General features: G+C 62.2%; 16 protein-coding genes. 5 read left to right on the plus strand and 11 right to left on the minus strand.

Annotation, left to right across the window (positions count from 1 at the left end; all coding sequences use genetic code 11):
* Nucleotides 1-1,287 (minus strand): fumarylacetoacetase, encoded by a 1,287-nt coding sequence (fahA, locus tag AWB75_RS08535; protein WP_061123659.1) that lies wholly within the window; start codon nucleotides 1,285-1,287, stop codon nucleotides 1-3.
* Nucleotides 1,284-2,609, minus strand: coding sequence for a homogentisate 1,2-dioxygenase (gene hmgA, locus AWB75_RS08540; protein ID WP_061123660.1), 1,326 nt, complete (start codon nucleotides 2,607-2,609; stop codon nucleotides 1,284-1,286). The genes fahA and hmgA overlap by 4 nt, the downstream gene beginning before the upstream one ends.
* Here hmgA and AWB75_RS08545 point away from each other — a divergent pair.
* Nucleotides 2,608-2,817 carry a hypothetical protein gene (locus tag AWB75_RS08545; RefSeq protein ID WP_061123661.1) on the plus strand — a complete coding sequence of 70 codons (210 nt, stop codon included), beginning with the start codon at nucleotides 2,608-2,610 and terminating at the stop codon, nucleotides 2,815-2,817. The genes hmgA and AWB75_RS08545 overlap by 2 nt on opposite strands.
* A gap of 44 nt (nucleotides 2,818-2,861) precedes the next feature.
* A complete protein-coding gene (locus AWB75_RS08550; RefSeq protein ID WP_061123814.1) occupies nucleotides 2,862-3,686 on the plus strand; it encodes an EAL domain-containing protein in 825 nt (274 codons plus the stop codon).
* 105 nt (nucleotides 3,687-3,791) lie between these two features.
* Here the strand turns inward: AWB75_RS08550 and AWB75_RS36960 are convergent, their stop codons facing one another.
* From AWB75_RS36960 to AWB75_RS08570, 3 genes are all read right to left on the minus strand, one after another.
* Nucleotides 3,792-4,169, minus strand: coding sequence for a hypothetical protein (locus tag AWB75_RS36960; RefSeq protein WP_143746411.1), 378 nt, complete (start codon nucleotides 4,167-4,169; stop codon nucleotides 3,792-3,794).
* A gap of 8 nt (nucleotides 4,170-4,177) precedes the next feature.
* Nucleotides 4,178-5,140 carry a hypothetical protein gene (locus AWB75_RS36965; RefSeq protein WP_143746412.1) on the minus strand — a complete coding sequence of 321 codons (963 nt, stop codon included), beginning with the start codon at nucleotides 5,138-5,140 and terminating at the stop codon, nucleotides 4,178-4,180.
* 307 nt (nucleotides 5,141-5,447) lie between these two features.
* Complete coding sequence (locus AWB75_RS08570; RefSeq protein ID WP_061123665.1) at nucleotides 5,448-6,989, minus strand: FGGY-family carbohydrate kinase; 1,542 nt, start codon at nucleotides 6,987-6,989, stop codon at nucleotides 5,448-5,450.
* Nucleotides 6,990-7,355: 366 nt separating this feature from the next.
* Here AWB75_RS08570 and dalD point away from each other — a divergent pair, with 366 nt between their 5' ends.
* The 3 genes from dalD to AWB75_RS08585 all read left to right on the plus strand — a co-directional run bounded on the left by dalD (nucleotide 7,356) and on the right by AWB75_RS08585 (nucleotide 12,155).
* Complete coding sequence (dalD, locus tag AWB75_RS08575; RefSeq protein ID WP_061123666.1) at nucleotides 7,356-8,735, plus strand: D-arabinitol 4-dehydrogenase; 1,380 nt, start codon at nucleotides 7,356-7,358, stop codon at nucleotides 8,733-8,735.
* 176 nt (nucleotides 8,736-8,911) lie between these two features.
* The gene (xylB, locus tag AWB75_RS08580) at nucleotides 8,912-10,393 is read left to right on the plus strand and encodes a xylulokinase (RefSeq protein ID WP_061123667.1); all 1,482 of its coding nucleotides are present in this window, start codon (nucleotides 8,912-8,914) and stop codon (nucleotides 10,391-10,393) included.
* Between the two features lie 814 nt (nucleotides 10,394-11,207).
* The gene (locus tag AWB75_RS08585) at nucleotides 11,208-12,155 is read left to right on the plus strand and encodes a sugar-binding transcriptional regulator (RefSeq protein WP_061123668.1); all 948 of its coding nucleotides are present in this window, start codon (nucleotides 11,208-11,210) and stop codon (nucleotides 12,153-12,155) included.
* Between the two features lies 1 nt (nucleotide 12,156).
* Here AWB75_RS08585 and AWB75_RS08590 read toward each other — a convergent pair whose 3' ends face one another.
* The 6 genes from AWB75_RS08590 to AWB75_RS08615 form a co-directional block, all read right to left on the minus strand.
* Nucleotides 12,157-13,038 (minus strand): glycosyltransferase family 25 protein, encoded by an 882-nt coding sequence (locus AWB75_RS08590; RefSeq protein WP_061123669.1) that lies wholly within the window; start codon nucleotides 13,036-13,038, stop codon nucleotides 12,157-12,159.
* A gap of 147 nt (nucleotides 13,039-13,185) precedes the next feature.
* Nucleotides 13,186-14,037 carry an MOSC domain-containing protein gene (locus AWB75_RS08595; protein ID WP_061123815.1) on the minus strand — a complete coding sequence of 284 codons (852 nt, stop codon included), beginning with the start codon at nucleotides 14,035-14,037 and terminating at the stop codon, nucleotides 13,186-13,188.
* A 130-nt stretch (nucleotides 14,038-14,167) separates the two neighbouring features.
* On the minus strand, nucleotides 14,168-15,304 hold the full coding sequence (locus AWB75_RS08600; RefSeq protein WP_061123670.1) for an ABC transporter ATP-binding protein: 1,137 nt from the start codon (nucleotides 15,302-15,304) through the stop codon (nucleotides 14,168-14,170).
* A 48-nt stretch (nucleotides 15,305-15,352) separates the two neighbouring features.
* Entirely contained in the window at nucleotides 15,353-16,066 is a 714-nt protein-coding gene (locus AWB75_RS08605; RefSeq protein WP_087086537.1) for an HAD family hydrolase, read from the minus strand.
* Between the two features lie 10 nt (nucleotides 16,067-16,076).
* Nucleotides 16,077-16,928 (minus strand): carbohydrate ABC transporter permease, encoded by an 852-nt coding sequence (locus AWB75_RS08610; RefSeq protein ID WP_061123671.1) that lies wholly within the window; start codon nucleotides 16,926-16,928, stop codon nucleotides 16,077-16,079.
* Nucleotides 16,925-17,863 (minus strand): carbohydrate ABC transporter permease, encoded by a 939-nt coding sequence (locus AWB75_RS08615; RefSeq protein WP_061123672.1) that lies wholly within the window; start codon nucleotides 17,861-17,863, stop codon nucleotides 16,925-16,927. The genes AWB75_RS08610 and AWB75_RS08615 overlap by 4 nt, the downstream gene beginning before the upstream one ends.
* Nucleotides 17,864-17,919: the final 56 nt, after the last annotated feature.

Here is a 17,919-nt window from a genome sequence, read left to right on the forward strand (position 1 = left end):
TCACCCACGCGCCGGCAAAATCTCCCCGACACACTCCCCGAACCCGACGCGATACCCCTCTCCCTGACACCATCCGCGCAAGGTGATTTCGTCGCCGTCCAGCAGGAACGCGCGTTCGCCGCCCTCTTCCAGCTTGACCGGCCGCTGACCGTTCCACGTGCTTTCGAGCAAGCTGCCGCATGAATCCGGCGTCGGTCCGCTGATGGTGCCCGAGCCCATCAGATCGCCGACGCGCGTGTTGCAGCCGCCGACCGTGTGATGCGCGAGCTGTTGCGCCATCGACCAGTACATCAGCCGGAAGTTGGTGCGCGAGATGGTCGTCGCCCGTTGCGCGCCTTCCGGACGAAGCGTGACTTCCAGCTCGATATCGAACGCGTGATCGCCTTGATGACGCAGATACGCGAGCGGCTGCGGCTCCTGCGCGGGCGTCGCGGTGCGGAATGGTTCGAGCGCATCGAGCGTGACGATCCACGGCGAAATGGTCGTCGCGAAACCCTTCGAATTGAACGGCCCGAGCGGCACGTATTCCCATTGCTGGATATCGCGCGCGCTCCAGTCGTTGAGCAGCACCATGCCGAAGATATGCGCCTCGGCGTCTTCACATGGGATCGGCTCGCCGAGCACATTGCTCTTCCCGACGATGAAACCCGTCTCCAGTTCGATATCGAGCTTGCGGCACGCGCTGAACACCGGCCGCTCGTCGCTGGGCAGCTTGATCTGGCCGTTCGGGCGCCGCACCTTTGTGCCGCTCACCACGACCGACGACGCGCGCCCGTTATAGCCGACGGGAAGCTCCGACCAGTTCGGCAGCAGCGCGTTCTTCGGATCGCGGAACATCGAGCCGACGTTCGTCGCGTGCTCTTTCGACGAATAGAAGTCCGTGTAGCCGGGAATCTCGACGGGCAGATGCATCGTCGCATCCTTGCGCGGCACGAGCGTGCGGCGGCGCAAGCCGGCGTCGTCGCGCAGCGTCGCGTTGCCTTGCGCGAGCAACGCGGAAAGCGCGATACGCACATCGCGCCAGGTTTGCTGGCCGAGCGCGATGAAGTCGTTCAGGCGCGACGCGCTGAACGTGCCGTGTCCGTCGATGAGACGTGCGTCTTCGAGCGCGGCCAGATCGGCGATCCAGTCGCCGATCGCGACGCCCGCGCGCGGTCGCGCGTTCACCGCGTCGCTGAAAATGCCGAACGGCAGATTCTGTATCGGGAAATCGCTCGCCGGATCGTTCGCGGATTCGATCCAGCTTTTCAATGCGGGGGCAAGCGTGGCTTTGAGCGCGTCGTTCATCGTTGCTCCGGGTTGAAGTGTTTCGTGAGACCTTGCCAGCACTCGTAGTAATTGGCCTGCAATTGCGCCGTTTCGAGCGCGAACTGCGTGGGCTTGATGAGCGTGCGCGTTTCGAACATGAAGGCCATCGTGGCGTCGACTTTGGCGGGCTTCGATGTATCGCTCTTCGATGCCTTTTCGAACGTCTCGGCGTCCGGGCCGTGCCCGGACATGCAGTTGTGCAGGCTCGCGCCGCCTGGCACGAAGCCTTCGGCCTTGGCGTCGTACACGCCGTGCACGAGGCCCATGAATTCGCTGGCCACATTGCGATGGAACCACGGCGGACGGAACGTATCCTCGGCGGCGAGCCAGCGCGGCGGGAAGATCACGAAGTCGATGGTATCGACGCCCGGCGTGTCGCTCGGCGATTGCAGCACGAGAAAAATCGACGGATCGGGATGGTCGTAGCTGATCGAGCCGATGGTGTTGAAGTGGCGCAGGTCGTACTTGTACGGCGCATAGTTGCCGTGCCACGCGACGACATCGAGCGGCGAGTGGCCAATATCGGCGCGCCAGAGCACGCCGTTCAACTTCGTGACGAGTTCGAATTTGCCTTCGCGGTCTTCATACGCGGCGTTCGGCGTGAGGAAATCGCGCGGATTCGCGAGCCCGTTCGAACCGATCGGCCCGAGATCCGGCAGTTGCAAGAGCGCGCCGAAGTTTTCGCAGACGTAGCCTCGCGCTTCGCCATCGGGCAAGCCCACTGCGAAACGCACGCCGCGCGGAATCACGGCGATTTCGTACGGTTCGATATCGAGTTTGCCTAGTTCCGTGAAGATCGCGAGCCGGCCCTGCTGCGGGACGATCAGCAATTCGCCGTCGGCGTTGTAGAAGAAGCGGTCCTGCATCGACCGGTTGGCGGCGTACAGATGAATCGCGCAGCCGGTCATCGATTCGGCGGCGCCGTTGCCGGCCATCGTCACCCAGCCGTCGATGAAATCGGTCGGCGCCGCGGGCATCGGCAGCGGGTCCCAACGCAGTTGATTCGGCGGCGTCGGCGGAACCTCGGCAAAGTTCGCGACGAGTTTGCCGCGCCCGATCTGCGTGAACGGCTTGTGCACGGCGGCCGGCCGGATGCGATAGAGCCACGAGCGCCGGTTATGCGCGCGCGGCGCGGTGAACGCCGAGCCGGACAACTGCTCGGCGTACAGACCGTAGGCCGCGCGCTGCGGCGAGTTGCGGCCGATCGGCAGCGCGCCCGGCAACGCCTCCGTGGCGAAGTCGTTGGCGAAGCCGGATTGATAGTGCTGGTTCGCGTCCGTGTGCGTCTCGAACGTTGGCATGGTCGAAATCCTCGACGAAAAGAACGACAGGTCTGGCGACGACACGCATTTCGCTGCATGTCGCTGCGTTTTACGCATGGTAAAACTAATTACGATTAGTGAAATGTCTCGTAAACCCTTGATCGACGCATTCGCTACGGCATATCAATATGTGAATTTGGTGCTGGACGCGGTGTTGCGCGCTGATACCATCGACCAATTCCAATGACAATCGCCTGGTACGGCCCGCCTTGCGAACCCGATCGCCCATTCATGATTGCGCCTTCCTTGCCTGAACTCGTTGCCCGCGCCTCGAAGCATCCGTTTCTCGGCGCGCATGTCGTGCTTGGAGAAAACGGGCATGCGGGGCAGGCCATCGCGCATTACCACGAGCTGTGCATTTCGAGCGCCTACGAGCCGATTTTCGATGTCGGCACGCACAGCTTTCCGCAGACTTTGAGCGCGTCGCCGGAGAGTGCGGAGCGTTTCGGCGATGAACTCGGCGTGCAGGCGTTGACGCTCATTCAGGGCGACGCGCCGCGCGATCCTTTCGGGCAGCTCGAAGATGATCGGGAGCTCGTGGCTCTGGACCGGTTATCGCGGGCGCTGCATGCGTTCAATTTCTTCGGGCCGCATCGGCCGGGGTTGTTGTTCTTGCGGGTGCATGAGCGGCTTCTGAAGAGCGTGAAATACGATCACGGGCAGCATTTCTCTTCCGTGCTGATGGAGTTCGGCTTGAGCCCGTCGCGCGTGGTGATCGAATTGCCTGCGGCGGCGGTCGCGCACAAGACGTTTCTTGGCTATCTCACCAAGAGCTATCAGCATTACGGGTTCAAGGTCGCGGGGAATCTGCCGAATGCCGGGCAGATCATGGCTGTGTCGGATATGGCGCGGCTTGATTTCATCAAGATGGATGCGGGTGCGGCTTTACGTGATTCTGTTGTAAAGCATCTCGTGGCTTATGCGCATCGGCTGAAGATTCCGCTCATTTTTTCGAATGTTACCGATGAAGCGATGTTTAACGCGCTTCAGCAGTTCGATGTGCATTTCGTGCAAGGGCCGGTGTTTGATGCGCATCCGATTCTTAATGCGCGGTAGGCTTTTTGCCGGATCCCGTACACGACTGACGTGGGCAGACTGGCAACTCGTGAAGCGAAGATACGGACCACAAACAACAAACGCAGCGATGCGCCTTCTCGGCACCTATGCGATTTCTTGAATTGCAAGCGCATCAAATTCAACGGCTATCGCAAATCCCGCTGTCGGATGCAAGTAGACAACGTGTTGCGCTGTCCGTTTGCCTCGCAACGATTGCTTCAGAAGAAGCTGAGCAATTGCATTGACCTCGGTGTTAGGCCGAGCTTCCTCCATTGATAGCACGATGTTGACGGTGCCACCGTTCTCAATGCCAAGGCGAGTCATGCCTGCGAAGGTGATTGAAACACGACGACTAGCGAGGCATAGACCCAGCGTCAACGTGTCAGGACAAGTGGACGCGTCATTGCCTTGTAATGCAATACTGTCCACATACCAATCGTGAAAATAGTCGAACGTTTTCAGCGTCACATTAATGTCAGTCACTGCTCACCTCAACGAGGAAAAATCGATACCGGCCATCCTTGGTCGCGCGAAGTGCCGTCCCAATTATGCGCGTGCGGATTTGGCTGTCCGTGATGAGAATCAAAGTCGATGTCAACTGCTGCCGATCCGTCAGTACCGTACATGCGCCATTGCTTTTTCATGCCGGGACCACTTTCGATCCACGAATTGGGATCGCCGTTCATGCTGGGAATCCCGGCGACATCGATCGCCTCGCCGCCTGGCATCCCGGGCGAGTATCCAAGAGGCTGCGCATCACCGAGCAACGATGCGCTGTCGCCGTCGTCAGTATCGCGGAAGCTCTTGAGCATCGAATCGCCGTGGTCATCGTCACTCGAAGCCGCGCCACCGAACGTGGCCCCGGCTATCGTCTCCGCAGCGCCAAGCCAGTCAAAGCCGCTTTCGTCACCACTCCCGCCGAAACAAGCGCCCGCGCTCGCTGTGGCAGCTTTGGCCGCAACCCGAACGGGAATGTAGGGCGAGTCATCGACAAAGGACCCGTCCGCGTTAAGCGGTAGGTACTGACCGTTGCGGACCCCGTAGACGGTCGGCTTTGGGTCTGGCGCACGCTTCGCCCAGCTTTGCGGCGCATATTGCCGGGCAACCCGCCGGCTGCCCCGCCAAGCACGGTCAATAGCAGGAATGAGCTGGCCATCGCGTACCGCATCGCGGAGGATACGCGTCAGATCTTCTCCATCAGCCGAACGCGCGATGCGCAAATGATCACTTATAAAGGTGACATACGTGCTGAAGTCGCTACAAGCACGAGCGTCGCGACGACTGACGGAAAGCCGGAGCAGCCGGTCGAAGTCCTGCCGATCCTGTTCGATCTGCTCTTCGCGCTGCTTGCGTGCGTTCTGCCGTTCCTCATAGGAGAGCTTCCAGCCGCGATCAACGTCCTGCACGTCACGGGCAGGTACGAGCGAACATTCCCAGTCGCTCGTGAGTGACAACCACGGCGCGTTGTATGAGTATTGCCCAATCGGGAAACGACATGTCACCTCCACGTTTAGCAGGAGTGCCAAGCGTAGCGGACAGCAATGCGACGTTCGCAAGTGCATCGCAAAAACGAGGGGGGCGACGCCGATGTTCGCTCCTGCTCGAATTCCATGCGAGAAAAATTGCGTAGGAATCGCTATAACGTTCGGAAGATCATAGGGGAGCCAAACCGCGCGCGACCGGTCTTGAAGCTAATAAACCGACGCGACACGGGATTCTCCGAAAGCCAAAGCAACGAGCGAGAGAAAAAACCCAAAACCATTACCCCCTCAACCGATGCATCAACGGCTTCAAAGCCGGATAAAGCTCCCGATAAACCTCAAACCGTTCCGAATAAACGAGTTGCCGCTCAGCATCCACCTGAGCCCTTTCCACCAACGTGACCCACCCGCCTTCAGCCGTTTCGCGAGAAACCAGCCCCGCGCCCAACGCGGCCAACAACGCCGCGCCCATCGGTGCTTCGACGTCCTGCTCGATCGACAGCACCGGATACCCGGTCACATCCGCAATGATCTGCATCCACAGATCCGAATGCGCCGCACCGCCGACGACGATCAGCCGGTCATCGAGCGATTGCGCTCCACGCCGCCCCGCCTCCATGTTGTGCTTCAACGCGAACGCCACCCCTTCGAGCACCGCACGATAGAGCGTCGCCCGCGTATGAAACAGATTCAACCCGACGAACGTCCCCGAAGCGCGCGCATCCCAGACCGGACTGCGCTCGCCCATCAGATAAGGCAGGAACACGACGCCATCCGAACCCGCCGCGACCTTCGACGCCGCCTCTTCCAGCAACCGATGCGGATCGCCATGCGGCGTCGCCTTGGCTGCGGCGATTTCGCCCTGGCAGAACTGATCGCGATACCACGCGACGCACTGCCCCGCCGTGCTCGCGCCGCCGAACACATACAGATCGTGCTTGCCGTTATAGACGTGCGGCATCGATACGAGTCCATGACTCGCATCGACGGTCTGATTGATGTAACCCCAGCACATGCTCGTGCCGATCATCGCGACATGATGACCCGCCTTCGTCACGCCCGCCGCAAACGTCGCCACGGCTGCATCGACGCCGCCCGCGACGACCGGCGTGCCCACAGCAAGACCGAGTTCGCCGGCCCATCGCGGTAAAAGTCCGCCCACCACGTCCGATGACTCGACGAGGCGCTGCGGCATCATCGATGCGGGAATGCCGAGCATGTCGAGCGCCTCGTGCGACCATGCGCGCTTCGCAACGTCGTATACGCCGCCGAGATTGCCCGCCGAACTGTGATCGACAGCGAGCTCGCCCGTCAGGCGTTGAATCACGAACGCGTTGGGCGGCAGGAAATAGCGCGTCTTCTTCCACACGTCCGGCTGATTCTTGCGCAGCCAGAGCATCTTCGTGAAGCCGTAGTAACTGTCGACGCCATTGCCCGTGATCGACTCCAGCCGCTTCATGTCGACATGCTCGCGCACCCAGTCGACTTCCGCGGTCGCGCGCCGGTCCATCCAGATGAGGCACGGATAAAGCGGCTCAATGTTCTCGTCGACGGGAATGCCCGAGCCGCCGTACAGGCTGCTCACGCAGAGCGACTTCACATCGCTCGCGGCAACGCCCTTCTCACGCGCCTTCGACACGACGCCGGCGATGCACTCCGTCACGGCATCGAACCAGACCGACGGCCATTGCTCGGCCCATAACGGCTTCGGCGTATCGGGATGGTAGGCGCTCGAATGGTGCGCGACGATCGCGCCGTTCGTATCGACGAGCAATGCCTTCGTGCTCTGCGTCCCGATGTCGATGCCGATCACGTAATCCATGTCTGTCTCCCGCGGGCTGTTTTTTGCGCCTATCGTTGAAGCACTGGCTCACGCACCTTCGTTCAATGGCCGTCACGTTGCCTATCCGGGTTATTCCCGATCCACGCTCGTCGTCGAAATTGGTGCGGCGCAGCGCGGCCCCGCCGCGCGCCTGCACGCCGCAATCGCATGCCGCACGGCGCGCGAATTGCGCCGCATCGCAAGAAATGACACGCAACGCGGCGCCTTGACTTTCCAGAGTGCGAATACGATCATTCGATCATTCAATGAGCAAATGCTCATTCATCCGCTTTGACCGCCATCGCGCGGCGATGCGAGCTGCCGTCCGCAAGAACGGACGCACAGCCAATCAGAGGAAGAGAAGACATGACTAGCGAAGCCAACGTGATCCTGCACATCGGCGCCGGGTCTTTTCATCGCGCGCATCAGGCGTGGTATCTGCATCGACTGAACGAGTCAGGCGATAAAAGCTGGTCGCTCGCCGTCGGCAATATTCGCGGCGACATGAACGCCGTGCTCGACGCCCTCGCCGCGCAAAACGGCGAATACACGCTCGAAACCGTTACGCCGAAGGGCGAGCGCGAGTACGAGACCATCCGCGCGATCAGGAAGGTCGTGCCATGGTCGGCGGATCTGGCTGAGCTCATCTCCGTGGGCGCGGACCCGACAACGAAGATCGTCTCTTTCACCGTCACGGAAGGCGGCTATTACCTCGACGAACACGACAAGCTCGACACCGCCAACGCCGACCTCGCCGCCGATCTCAAAGGCGGGAAGACCACGATCTACGGCGCGCTCGCCGCGATCCTCGATGCGCGCATGAAGAACGGCGCGGGCAAGGTGTCGCTGCAGAACTGCGACAACCTGCGCAGCAACGGCGACCGCTTCAAGGCCGGCATGCTCGAATTCCTGCAACGGCGTGGCGAGACCGCGCTGCGTGAGTGGATGATCGCGAATACCTCGTGCCCGAACGCGATGGTCGACCGCATCACGCCGCGCCCGACGCCCGATGTCGCCGAGCGCGTGAAGGCCGCAACCGGTTTGGACGACAAAGCGCCCGTGATGGCTGAGAAGTTCATCCAGTGGGTGATCGAGGACGACTTCATCGCGGGACGGCCCGCGTGGGAAAAGGTCGGCGCGGAGATGGTCGAATCGGTGCATCCGTACGAGGAGGCGAAGATCCGCATCCTCAACGCGAGCCATAGCTGCATCGCGTGGGCGGGCACGCTCGTCGGCCTTCAATACATTCACGAGGGCACGCAGGACATGGAGATTCGCGCGCTCGCGGACGCCTACGTCACCGACGACGTGATTCCCTGCCTCACGCCGAGCCCGATCGATCTCGCGAAGTATCGCGATGTCGTGCTCGACCGCTTCAGCAATCCGTATATCAAGGACACCAATCAGCGCGTCGCGGCCGATGGCTTTTCGAAGCTGCCAGGCTTCATCGCGCCGACGCTGTCCGAATGTTTCGCGCGCAACGTCGATCCGGATTCGACCGCGATCCTGCCCGCGCTCTTCTTCCGCTTTCTCGAACGCTGGCATGAAGGCAAGCTACCCTACACGTATCAGGACGGCGTGATGGACCCGGCCGTCGCGCACGGCTTCTTCACGGCGTCCGATCCGATCAAGGCGTTCACCGCCGACAAGCTCTTGTGGGGCAGCATGGCGCAGTCGGAAGGGCTAGAGCGCGTGATGCGAAACGCAGTCGCGAAGGTCGATGCGTGGCTGAAGAACCGGCCATAAGCAGGTTGTTATCACTGCGTTAAGCGCCATCGTGAAGCGCGCGCCGCGCCGCTCGGGTAATGTGCTCATGGCGCGGCGCGGCGCGCGGCGGTAAATTAGCGCCTCCCGCCGCACTGCACTGGCTTCGCTCCTGGTTTTTCGCCGGGTTTCCTCCCGCAACGACTAAGGGTTCGTTCATGTACTTAGGCATCGACCTCGGCACGTCCGAAGTGAAAGTTCTGCTGCTCGCCGCCGACGGCGCCGTGGTTGGCACGGCGGGCACGCCATTCACCGTTTCGCGTCCGAAGCCGCGCTGGTCCGAGCAGAATCCGCTCGACTGGTGGGAAGGCACGCGCGCCGCGCTGTCCAGGCTGCGCGAGAAGTTTCCCGACGAATTCGCGCAAGTGCGCGGCATCGGCCTCTCGGGACAAATGCACGGCGCGGTGCTGCTCGATTCGCACGACAACGTGCTGCGCCCCGCGATCCTCTGGAACGACATGCGCAGCGACAAGGAATGCGCCGAGCTCTACGAACGCGCGCCGAACCTGCACGAGATCGCCGGCAATCTGGCGATGCCTGGTTTCACTGCGCCGAAGCTTCTGTGGGTCGCGCACAACGAGCCTGAAATCTTCAATCGGACCGCGTGCGTGCTGTTGCCGAAGGACTATCTGCGCATGCATCTGACGGGCACGAAAGTGTCGGATCCTTCGGATGCCGCCGGCACGCTCTGGCTCGATGTCGCGCGCCGCGACTGGTCCGACGAACTGCTTGCCGCGTGCAGGATGTCGCGCCAGCAGATGCCGTCGCTGGCCGAGGGCAGCGCGCCTTCGGGCACGTTGCGACCCGAGCTTGCGCGCGAATTCGGTTTGCGCGATGGCGTGGTGGTCGCGGCAGGCGGCGGCGACAATGCCGCGAGCGCGGTGGGCATCGGCGCGACCGATCCCGGCGACGGCTTCCTGTCGCTCGGCACGTCGGGCGTGCTGTGCGTGATCGGCGATCGCTTCCGGCCGAATCCCGCATCGGCGGTTCATGCGTTCTGCCATGCGATTCCGGATCGGTGGCATCAGATGAGCGTGGTGCTGTCGGCGGCGAGCTGTTTGCGCTGGGCGTGCAAGCTGACGTCCACCGACGAGCCGACGCTGCTCGCGGAAATCGAAGCCTTGCCCGCCGATACGCTGCCTTCCGCGCCGCTCTTTCTGCCGTATCTGAGCGGCGAGCGCACGCCGCACAACGATCCGTATGCGCAGGGCGTGTTCTTCGGCATGACGCACGCGACCGATCGCGCGCTGCTCGGCTATTCGGTGCTCGAGGGCGTGACACTCTCGCTGACCGATGGACTGGATGCGCTGGAATCGGCGGGTACGCAGGCGCGTGCATTGTCGATGCTTGGCGGCGGCGCGCGCAGCGCCTACTGGGCACAAATGTTCGCCGATGCCTTCGATACCCCGACGCGCACGCATGGCGGCGGTGAGACCGGCGCGGCGCTGGGCGCGGCGCGGCTCGGCTGGCTCGCGGCGGGCGGCGATCCGGCGACGGTGCTCGCGAAGCCCGAGATCAAGCAGGAATTCGCGCCGAATGCGGCGCGGCATGAGATGTTGCGGGACCGGTTGAAGGGGTTTCGGGAGTTGTATCAGCATGTGAGGCCGTTGTTCGATCCCGCTCGGCCGCGGTTGGCTTGATTTTGGGGTTCGTTTGAGCTTCTATGGAACTTGCGGCCGTGTTGGTTTCCTTGTTTGCTCTGCCTGCTTTGGGCTTCTATGGAATCCTGTTTTCGTGCCGGTCTATTTGTGTTGCCCCTGTGCGGGGCGGCAGTCACTTTCTTTACACCGCTGCAAAGAAAGTAACCAAAGAAACAGCTATCCCCAGCCTAAGCATTCATGCCGGCCGCGGCACAGGCGATCGATAAGTGGTCCGGCAGTAGCGAGTGCCTCCAAAGGTCGAACCGGGCGTGGATCGCACACGGTCTGACCAGCCATAACTCTACGCACACTGGTTCAGCACAAATGGCTCCGGCACAGCGCTACGCGCTGCCGCCGGGTCTGCAAGGGAAACCAACGGTAGGCAGGCACATGCAGTGAGATTGAGACGTCAGCAAGAAAACGCGCGCAGACCCGATTGACCGGTCGGCCGCGAAGCGGGCTGGAGCTATTGGTGCTGAACCGGTCAGTAGTGCGGCGCGATGTGACGGACCGTGCGCGATCCAAGCCGCGTGAGTATTGTGAGGGCACTCGCTACTGCCGGACCACGAGAGTAGTTCTGTGCCGCGGCCGGCATGAAGTGCTCAGGCTGGGGATAGCTGCTTTCTTTGCCTACTTTCTTTGCGTCGACCAGAGTTGGCGCTTTAGCGCTTACTCTGGTCCCGAGCAAAGAAAGTAGGTGCCGCCCCGCACAGGGGCAATGCTAATAAACCGACACGAATACGGGATCCGGCAAAAACCAAAGCGAAAGCAACGAGCAAAGAGCAAAGAGCAAAAAAACCAAACCATACCCACAGTGCCCAAATCCACCGAAAAACTCGATCTCGCAACACGCGCAGCGTGGCTCTACTACGTCGCCGGCAACACCCAAAACGAGATCGCCGAAAAGCTCCAGATCTCGCGCCCGGTGGCGCAGCGGCTCGTCGCCTTCGCGGTCGAAAAGAACCTCATCCGCGTGCGCGTCGATCACCGCATCGCGGATTGCCTGTCGCTCGCAAAAGCGCTCAGCGACCGCTACGGCCTCGCGATGTGCGAAGTCGTGCCCATCGACGGCGACGCGCCCGAACAAGTCGACCGCAAGCTCGCGGTGGCAGGCGCGCAGGTCATGGAGCGCTATCTGCTCGATGAGAAGCCGCTCGTCGTGTCGATCGGCAGCGGCCGCACGCTCAAGGCTTGCGTCGAGCAGATCGGGCAGATCGACCGGCCGCAGCATCGCTTCGTGTCGATGGTCGGCGCGATTGCTCAGGACGGCTCGTCGAACCGTTATGACGTGGCGCAGCAGCTATCGGAGAAAACCGGCGGCAAGCACTTCATGCTGCCCGCGCCGCTCATGGCCGACAGCGTCGCCGAGCGCGCGCAATGGGTCAATCACCGGCTGTATCGCATCGTCGATGAACTCGCGCACCGAGCCGACGTGGCGTTCGTCGGCATCGGCAATGTGGGCATGAACTGCCCGCTGCACGAGGACGGCTTCATCACGAGCGCGGAAGTCGACGAGCTGGTGTCGGCGGGCGCGGTGGCCGAATGCCTCGGCCTGCCGATCGATGCCAACGGACGCCGCGTGCAGTCGAAAACCGGCGCGCGCGCGACGAGCCTCGCACTCGACTCGCCGCCCAAACGCCCGACGATCGGCTTCGCGGGCGGGCAGCGCAAGCGCAACGCGCTGATCGCGGCGTTGAACGGGCAATGGCTGTCGGGGCTCGTGACCGATGAGTTGTGCGCGAAGGCGGCGCTGGACGCGTGATTCATTGCCGCTCGGCCAACAACCTCCGGCACGCCTCATAGAATCGCATGCCGAGTCGATATTCCGGTGAAGGCTCGGTCAGCGGATCGATCGCAAGCTGCAGGATGTCCTGCTCACTCAGATCCGCGTCGCCGGCAAACAGGAGTCGTCGAATACCGTTGCTGAGAAGTCCTTCCCGCTCCCCCAGATTCAAGGATTCGAGTTCCGCGTAAGCGATCGTGGATTCGTTTCTGAACTTCGGCGTGGCGAGAAACGGCACGGTGATCCTTGCCTGCAGTTTCCCGCGCGCGATCCACTCCTTGTACAACACATCCACTGCGATTTCACTCCGCTCGGCCGGGAACAATTCTCTGAGTGTCTGCTTCCCCTTCGGAGTGACGAGGTAAGACGCTGCGCAATAGGCGTAAATACCTTTCGCGTCCAGCAGATTGACGCCGGAAATGCGGTGTCGATCCGCCTCTTCTCCCGCGGCTGCGCAACGTCCGCGCATCTGCTGCTCCGCAAGACTAAGGAGAAACGGAGCCTGATGATTGAACGGACAGCAATCGAAGAACAACACGTCAGCATCCGCATTCCCATTGACGAAGGCGTCGATCACGCTCTCGTTGAACACTGTCGGAAATTGACGGCTGATCTCCACGTCGTCTTCGAGAATCAAGGTTGCAGAAAGCGGCGGCGACTGAAAGATCGCCTCCTCGTGCGAACGCCGGCAGGCCCAGACGCCGTTTGTCCCCGCGTTATCGAGTGGTCCTTGCGTAAGGCCATCTATCGCCGGGAAGCGCGTGATGCAGCCCTGATAGCCAAGCGCGCTCAATTGCGCCTCCATGCGTTCAAACCTGTCGCGGCTCGACGCCAGGTTGATGTAGTACCCGTCCAACCGCATGCCTTATGTTCCTGTTGTCGTTCCCGTATTAAGGGAATTGAAAAGCAACATCGTAGTATCGACTTGGCTAATCAAGGATACGGCGATCCCATTTGAGAAAAAATTCCACACCGCCGTCATCGGTGCCGCCCCCGCGACACGGACTCATCAATATCCGATTTCCGCCTCCACCTCCAGCCCAACCTCAAGCACGACACCCTCGCCACCCACGACGATCGCGTTCTTGCCGAACGTGAGCGCGCCGTCGAACTGATCGCTGCCGCGATACGCGCTCATCGTGTCGAGTGGTTCGTGCGGCCACGACGGATTTGGCGCGCCCGTGTCCTGATCGATCGACGGAATCGGGCAGCGCGTGCAAAGCTTCACGAGCCGCAATTGCGCCTCGCCGATGCGCATCTCCGCGACATAATCCTCCTCGTAGGCATCGAGTCCGCCGATCACGAGATTCGGCCGGAAGCGATTCGCCGCGATGCCCGGCGCGCCCTTGATCGACAAGCGCGCGTTGAGATCGTCGAGCGATGACTGGCCAACCACCAGCAGCGGGAACTGATCCGCGAAACGCGTGTGCGCGGAAAGCGGCGCGGTCCATTCGTCGCTGACATCGCGGCGTGCGGACGGTGCGAACCGCGCGAGGCGCGCTGGCAGGCCGAGGAACGCCGTGAACCATTGCGCCGTGTGCTCGCCGGTGTCGAGCGCATCGACGGTGTCGCGCCAGACGGTCGCGCGCATCGGCCGCGCATCCGCAAGCGCCTGGGCTTGCAAGGGCGTGCGCAGCGTCGGCATGCCGGGCGCATCGATGACGAGATCGTCGCCATCGAACGCGGTCTTGATCAACGCCATGCGCGAATGCGCGCGCTGCGTGAACATGCCGCCCTGCGCGTCGGTCACCATCCAGTGGCGGTCGTATTCGAGCCCCGTGTCGAAGAGCATCGCGCGGCGCAGCGAAATGCCCGCGCAAGACTTGATCGGATAGACGAAGAGTTCGTTCAGGACAGGCATGGCGATAGCGTGTGGGAGCGCGCCGGCCATCGGGTGTGGCCAGTCGGAACCGCGATTATCGCGCGTATACAACGTTCAAGAAAAAAGCGCCGCTCTCCCGAACGGCGCTGTGCATGCCATCAGACGCACATCAGGCCGCCGTCGCATGCTCCCGCAGCCACGAATCGACGACCTTGCGCGTGAACGCCTGCCCTTGCGCGTCGAACAGATGGCAATGATCCGGCGCTGCGCCGAGCTTCAGCTTCTCCCCGCGCGCATGCTTTTCCAGCGGCGGAATGCGCGAGATCAATCCATCCGGCGCGACCTCGGTTTCGGCATAGAGATAAGCCGCATCCCCGAGCGTTTCGACCGTCATCGCCGAAGCGGACAAACCATACTCGCCCGCCTCCGGTGAATTCGGCTGCAAGTGCTCCGGACGCACGCCGACCGTCACCGCATCGCCCGGCTTCGCATTGCCCGGCAACACGCCGACGAGCTGCGTCTCGCCCGTCGCATACTTCACGAGCACGCCGTCGTTCTGCACCGCGGCCACCGTTCCCGACATGAAGTTCATTTTCGGCGAACCGATGAAACCCGCCACGAACCGGTTCGCCGGCGCGTGATACAGCGTGTTCGGCGTGCCGACCTGCTCGATATTCCCCGCCGACAACACCACGATCTTGTCCGCGAGCGTCATTGCTTCGACCTGATCGTGCGTCACGTAGATCATCGTCGTCTTGAGATCGTCGTGCAGGCGCGCGAATTCGAGGCGCATCTTCACGCGCAATGCGGCGTCGAGGTTCGAAAGCGGTTCGTCGAAGAGAAACACCTTCGGCTTGCGCGTGATCGCGCGGCCGATCGCCACGCGCTGACGCTGTCCGCCGGAGAGCTGCTTCGGCTTGCGATCGAGCAGATGGTCGATGTGCAAGACCTTCGCGGCATTCTTCACCGCAGCGTCGATCGCGGGCTTCTTCTCGCCCGCGAGCTTGAGGCCGAACGCCATGTTGTCGTAGAGCGTCATGTGCGGATAGAGCGCGTACGACTGGAACACCATCGCGATGCCGCGCTTCGCGGGCGGCAACTCGTTCACGCGCGCGCTGTCGATCATCAGTTCGCCTCCGCTGATGTCTTCCAGACCGGCGATCATGCGCATCAACGTCGACTTGCCGCAGCCCGACGGGCCCACGAACACGACGAACTCGCCGTCGTCGATATCGAGGTTGATGTTGCGCATCACCTCGGTTTCTTCGTAACGCTTGCTGATGTTGCGCAGTGTCAGGCTAGCCATGATGTGTGTCTCCTATGCTTTCGGCGCGGTGTCGAACCGCGTCCGGCGCTATCTGATTTCGAACGTCGCGTTTTGCAGCCATTGATCGACCAGGAGAGGCAGGCGCGTCATGTCATCGAATACGAGCTGCGCGCCCGCTCGCTCCAGCGCGCCGATCTGCCCTTCCGTTGCATGGCCGCCGCCGATGAAGCCGAGCACCGGCATGCCCGCCGCCTTCGCCGCCGTGACGCCCGTCACGCTGTCCTCGACGACGAGGCAGCGCAGCGGATCGATGCGCATCGCGCGCGCCGCCGCGAGGTACACGTCCGGCGCGGGCTTCGGGTTTTCGACCATGTCCGCGCAGAAACGCCGCTCGCCGAAGAAGCGCACGAGGCCGGTGCGTTGCAGCACGGCATCGACATACGTCGAAAAGCTGTTGCTCGCGCACGCCTTCGTGAAAGGCACGGCCGCGAGCGCCTCGGCGATGCCCTGCACCGCCGGCGCCTGCATCGCCGCTGCTTCGACAGAGCGCCGGATCACGACGACCTGATCGTGCGTCAGCGTGCGGCCGACCGTATCGGCGGCGCTCGCGAGCACCGCCTCGATGCGCAGGCCGAGCAGCGGCATCACGACCGGCTCGACATCGACGCCTGGCCACACCGCCTGCAACTCCGCGACGAGCATGCGCGCCGCCACCGCTTCGCTGTCGATGAGCACGCCGTCGCAATCGCAGATCAGCAGACGATCTTCGAGATTGGCCCGTTCCAGTGGAGTGAGATTCACGCTCGCATCCTCACTTCACCGCGCCAAACGTGAGACCGCGCACGAGCTGCTTCTGCGAGACCCAGCCGACGATCAGGATCGGCGCGACCGCCAGCAGCGAAGCCGCCGAGAGCTTCGCCCAGAACAGGCCTTCCGGACTCGAATACGACGCGATGAACACGGTAAGCGGCGCCGCGTTCGAGCTCGACAGATTGATGCTCCAGAACGCCTCGTTCCACGACAGGATGATGAGCAGCAGGCCCGTCGATGCAAGGCCGGGCAGCGCCATCGGCATCAGCAGATAGACGATCTCCTGCCACGTCGTCGCGCCGTCGATGCGGCCCGCTTCGAGAATGTCCTTCGGCACTTCGTTGAAGTACGTGTAGGCCATCCACACCGCGATCGGCAAGTTGATCAGCGTGTACACGATGACGAGACCCGAAACCGTATCGAGCAGGCCCGTGTTCTTCCACAGCAGATAGATCGGCACGAGCACGCCGACCGACGGCATCATCTTCGTGGAAAGCATCCACAGCAGGACCGACTGCGTTTTCCTGGTCGGGAAGAAGGCCATCGCGTAGGCGCACGGCACCGCCAGAATCAGGCAGAGCAGCGTGACGCCGACTGAAATCAGCACCGAATTCCACGCGAAGCCGAAGTAGTTGCTGCGCGCGAACACTTCCTTGAAGCTATCGAGCGTCGGCGTGAAGAACAGCGACGACGAATACGCCTGCTGCTCGGTCTTGAACGCGGTGATCGTCATCCAGAAGATCGGGAAGAACAGCAGGATCGACACGATCCACGCAACGATGCCCGGCACGATGTTCTTGACGTGATCGAGCGCGGAGGCTCGCGGCGGTGCGGAAACCGATTGCGTGCTCATGACTCGTACTCCCCTTTGAGGTTCTTCGCGAGCATTCTCACGAGGAAGAACGCGACGATGTTGGCGAGAATCACCGCAAGAATGCCGCCCGCCGATGCGAGACCGACGTCGAACTGCTGCAGACCCAGCGCATAGATCAGGTACGACAGGTTGGTCGTCGCGGTGCCGGGGCCGCCGCCGGTCGTCGTGTAGATTTCCGCGAAGATCGACAGCAGGAAGATGGTTTCCATCATCACGACGACTGCGATCGCGCGTTTCAGATGCGGCAGCGTGATGAAGAAGAACATCGCGAAGGGACCTGCGCCATCGATGCGCGCCGCTTCCTTCTGTTCCTGATCGAGCGACTGAATCGCCGTGAACAGAATCAGGAACGCGAACGGCAGCCACTGCCACGCGACGATGACGATCACCGCGAAGAGCGGATACTCGGCGAACCAGTCGATCGGCTGCATGCCCATCGAGCGCATGAGTCCCGCGATCAGGCCGTACACCGGATGCAGGATCATGTTCTTCCAGATGAGCGCGGAGACCGTCGGCATCACGAAGAACGGCGCGATCACGAGCAGCCGCGCGATGCCCTGCCCGATGAACTTGCGATCGAACAGCACGGCGAGCAGCGTGCCGCCTACCACGGTGATGACCAGCACCGAAATGATCAGCGTCAGCGTATGGCCGATGGATGGCCCGAACGCCGGATCGGTGACGAGGAACTCGAAGTTGTCGAAGCCCGCGAAGCCTTTTACGTCCGGATTCAGCAGGTTGTAGCGCGAGAACGAAAACCAGATCGTCATCGCGAGCGGAATGGCCATCCACAGGAAAAGCAGTCCCGTCGATGGCGAGATCAGCCAGCGCACCGACTTCGCGCGCCGCTTGTCACGCTCGGCGGCGGACTCCTCCAGATGATGATCGGTGATGGGGGGATTCAGTTGACTCATCGTGACACCTCTCGATGATGATGCTGTCGGGCCGCATCGAAAGACACGGCCCGCGT

It is taken from the genome of Caballeronia catudaia (assembly GCF_001544755.2).
Classification (GTDB): domain Bacteria; phylum Pseudomonadota; class Gammaproteobacteria; order Burkholderiales; family Burkholderiaceae; genus Caballeronia; species Caballeronia catudaia.

Bases quoted from the DNA above. Each gene is read 5' to 3' on its own strand.
- fahA (WP_061123659.1), bottom strand. From the start codon at position 1,287: ATGAACGACGCGCTCAAAGCCACGCTTGCCCCCGCATTGAAAAGCTGG.
- AWB75_RS08545 (WP_061123661.1), top strand. From the start codon at position 2,608: ATGGTCGAAATCCTCGACGAAAAGAACGACAGGTCTGGCGACGACACG.
- hmgA (WP_061123660.1), bottom strand. From the start codon at position 2,609: ATGCCAACGTTCGAGACGCACACGGACGCGAACCAGCACTATCAATCC.
- AWB75_RS08550 (WP_061123814.1), top strand. From the start codon at position 2,862: ATGATTGCGCCTTCCTTGCCTGAACTCGTTGCCCGCGCCTCGAAGCAT.
- AWB75_RS08570 (WP_061123665.1), bottom strand. From the start codon at position 6,989: ATGGATTACGTGATCGGCATCGACATCGGGACGCAGAGCACGAAGGCA.
- dalD (WP_061123666.1), top strand. From the start codon at position 7,356: ATGACTAGCGAAGCCAACGTGATCCTGCACATCGGCGCCGGGTCTTTT.
- xylB (WP_061123667.1), top strand. From the start codon at position 8,912: ATGTACTTAGGCATCGACCTCGGCACGTCCGAAGTGAAAGTTCTGCTG.
- AWB75_RS08590 (WP_061123669.1), bottom strand. From the start codon at position 13,038: ATGCGGTTGGACGGGTACTACATCAACCTGGCGTCGAGCCGCGACAGG.
- AWB75_RS08595 (WP_061123815.1), bottom strand. From the start codon at position 14,037: ATGCCTGTCCTGAACGAACTCTTCGTCTATCCGATCAAGTCTTGCGCG.
- AWB75_RS08600 (WP_061123670.1), bottom strand. From the start codon at position 15,304: ATGGCTAGCCTGACACTGCGCAACATCAGCAAGCGTTACGAAGAAACC.
- AWB75_RS08610 (WP_061123671.1), bottom strand. From the start codon at position 16,928: ATGAGCACGCAATCGGTTTCCGCACCGCCGCGAGCCTCCGCGCTCGAT.
- AWB75_RS08615 (WP_061123672.1), bottom strand. From the start codon at position 17,863: ATGAGTCAACTGAATCCCCCCATCACCGATCATCATCTGGAGGAGTCC.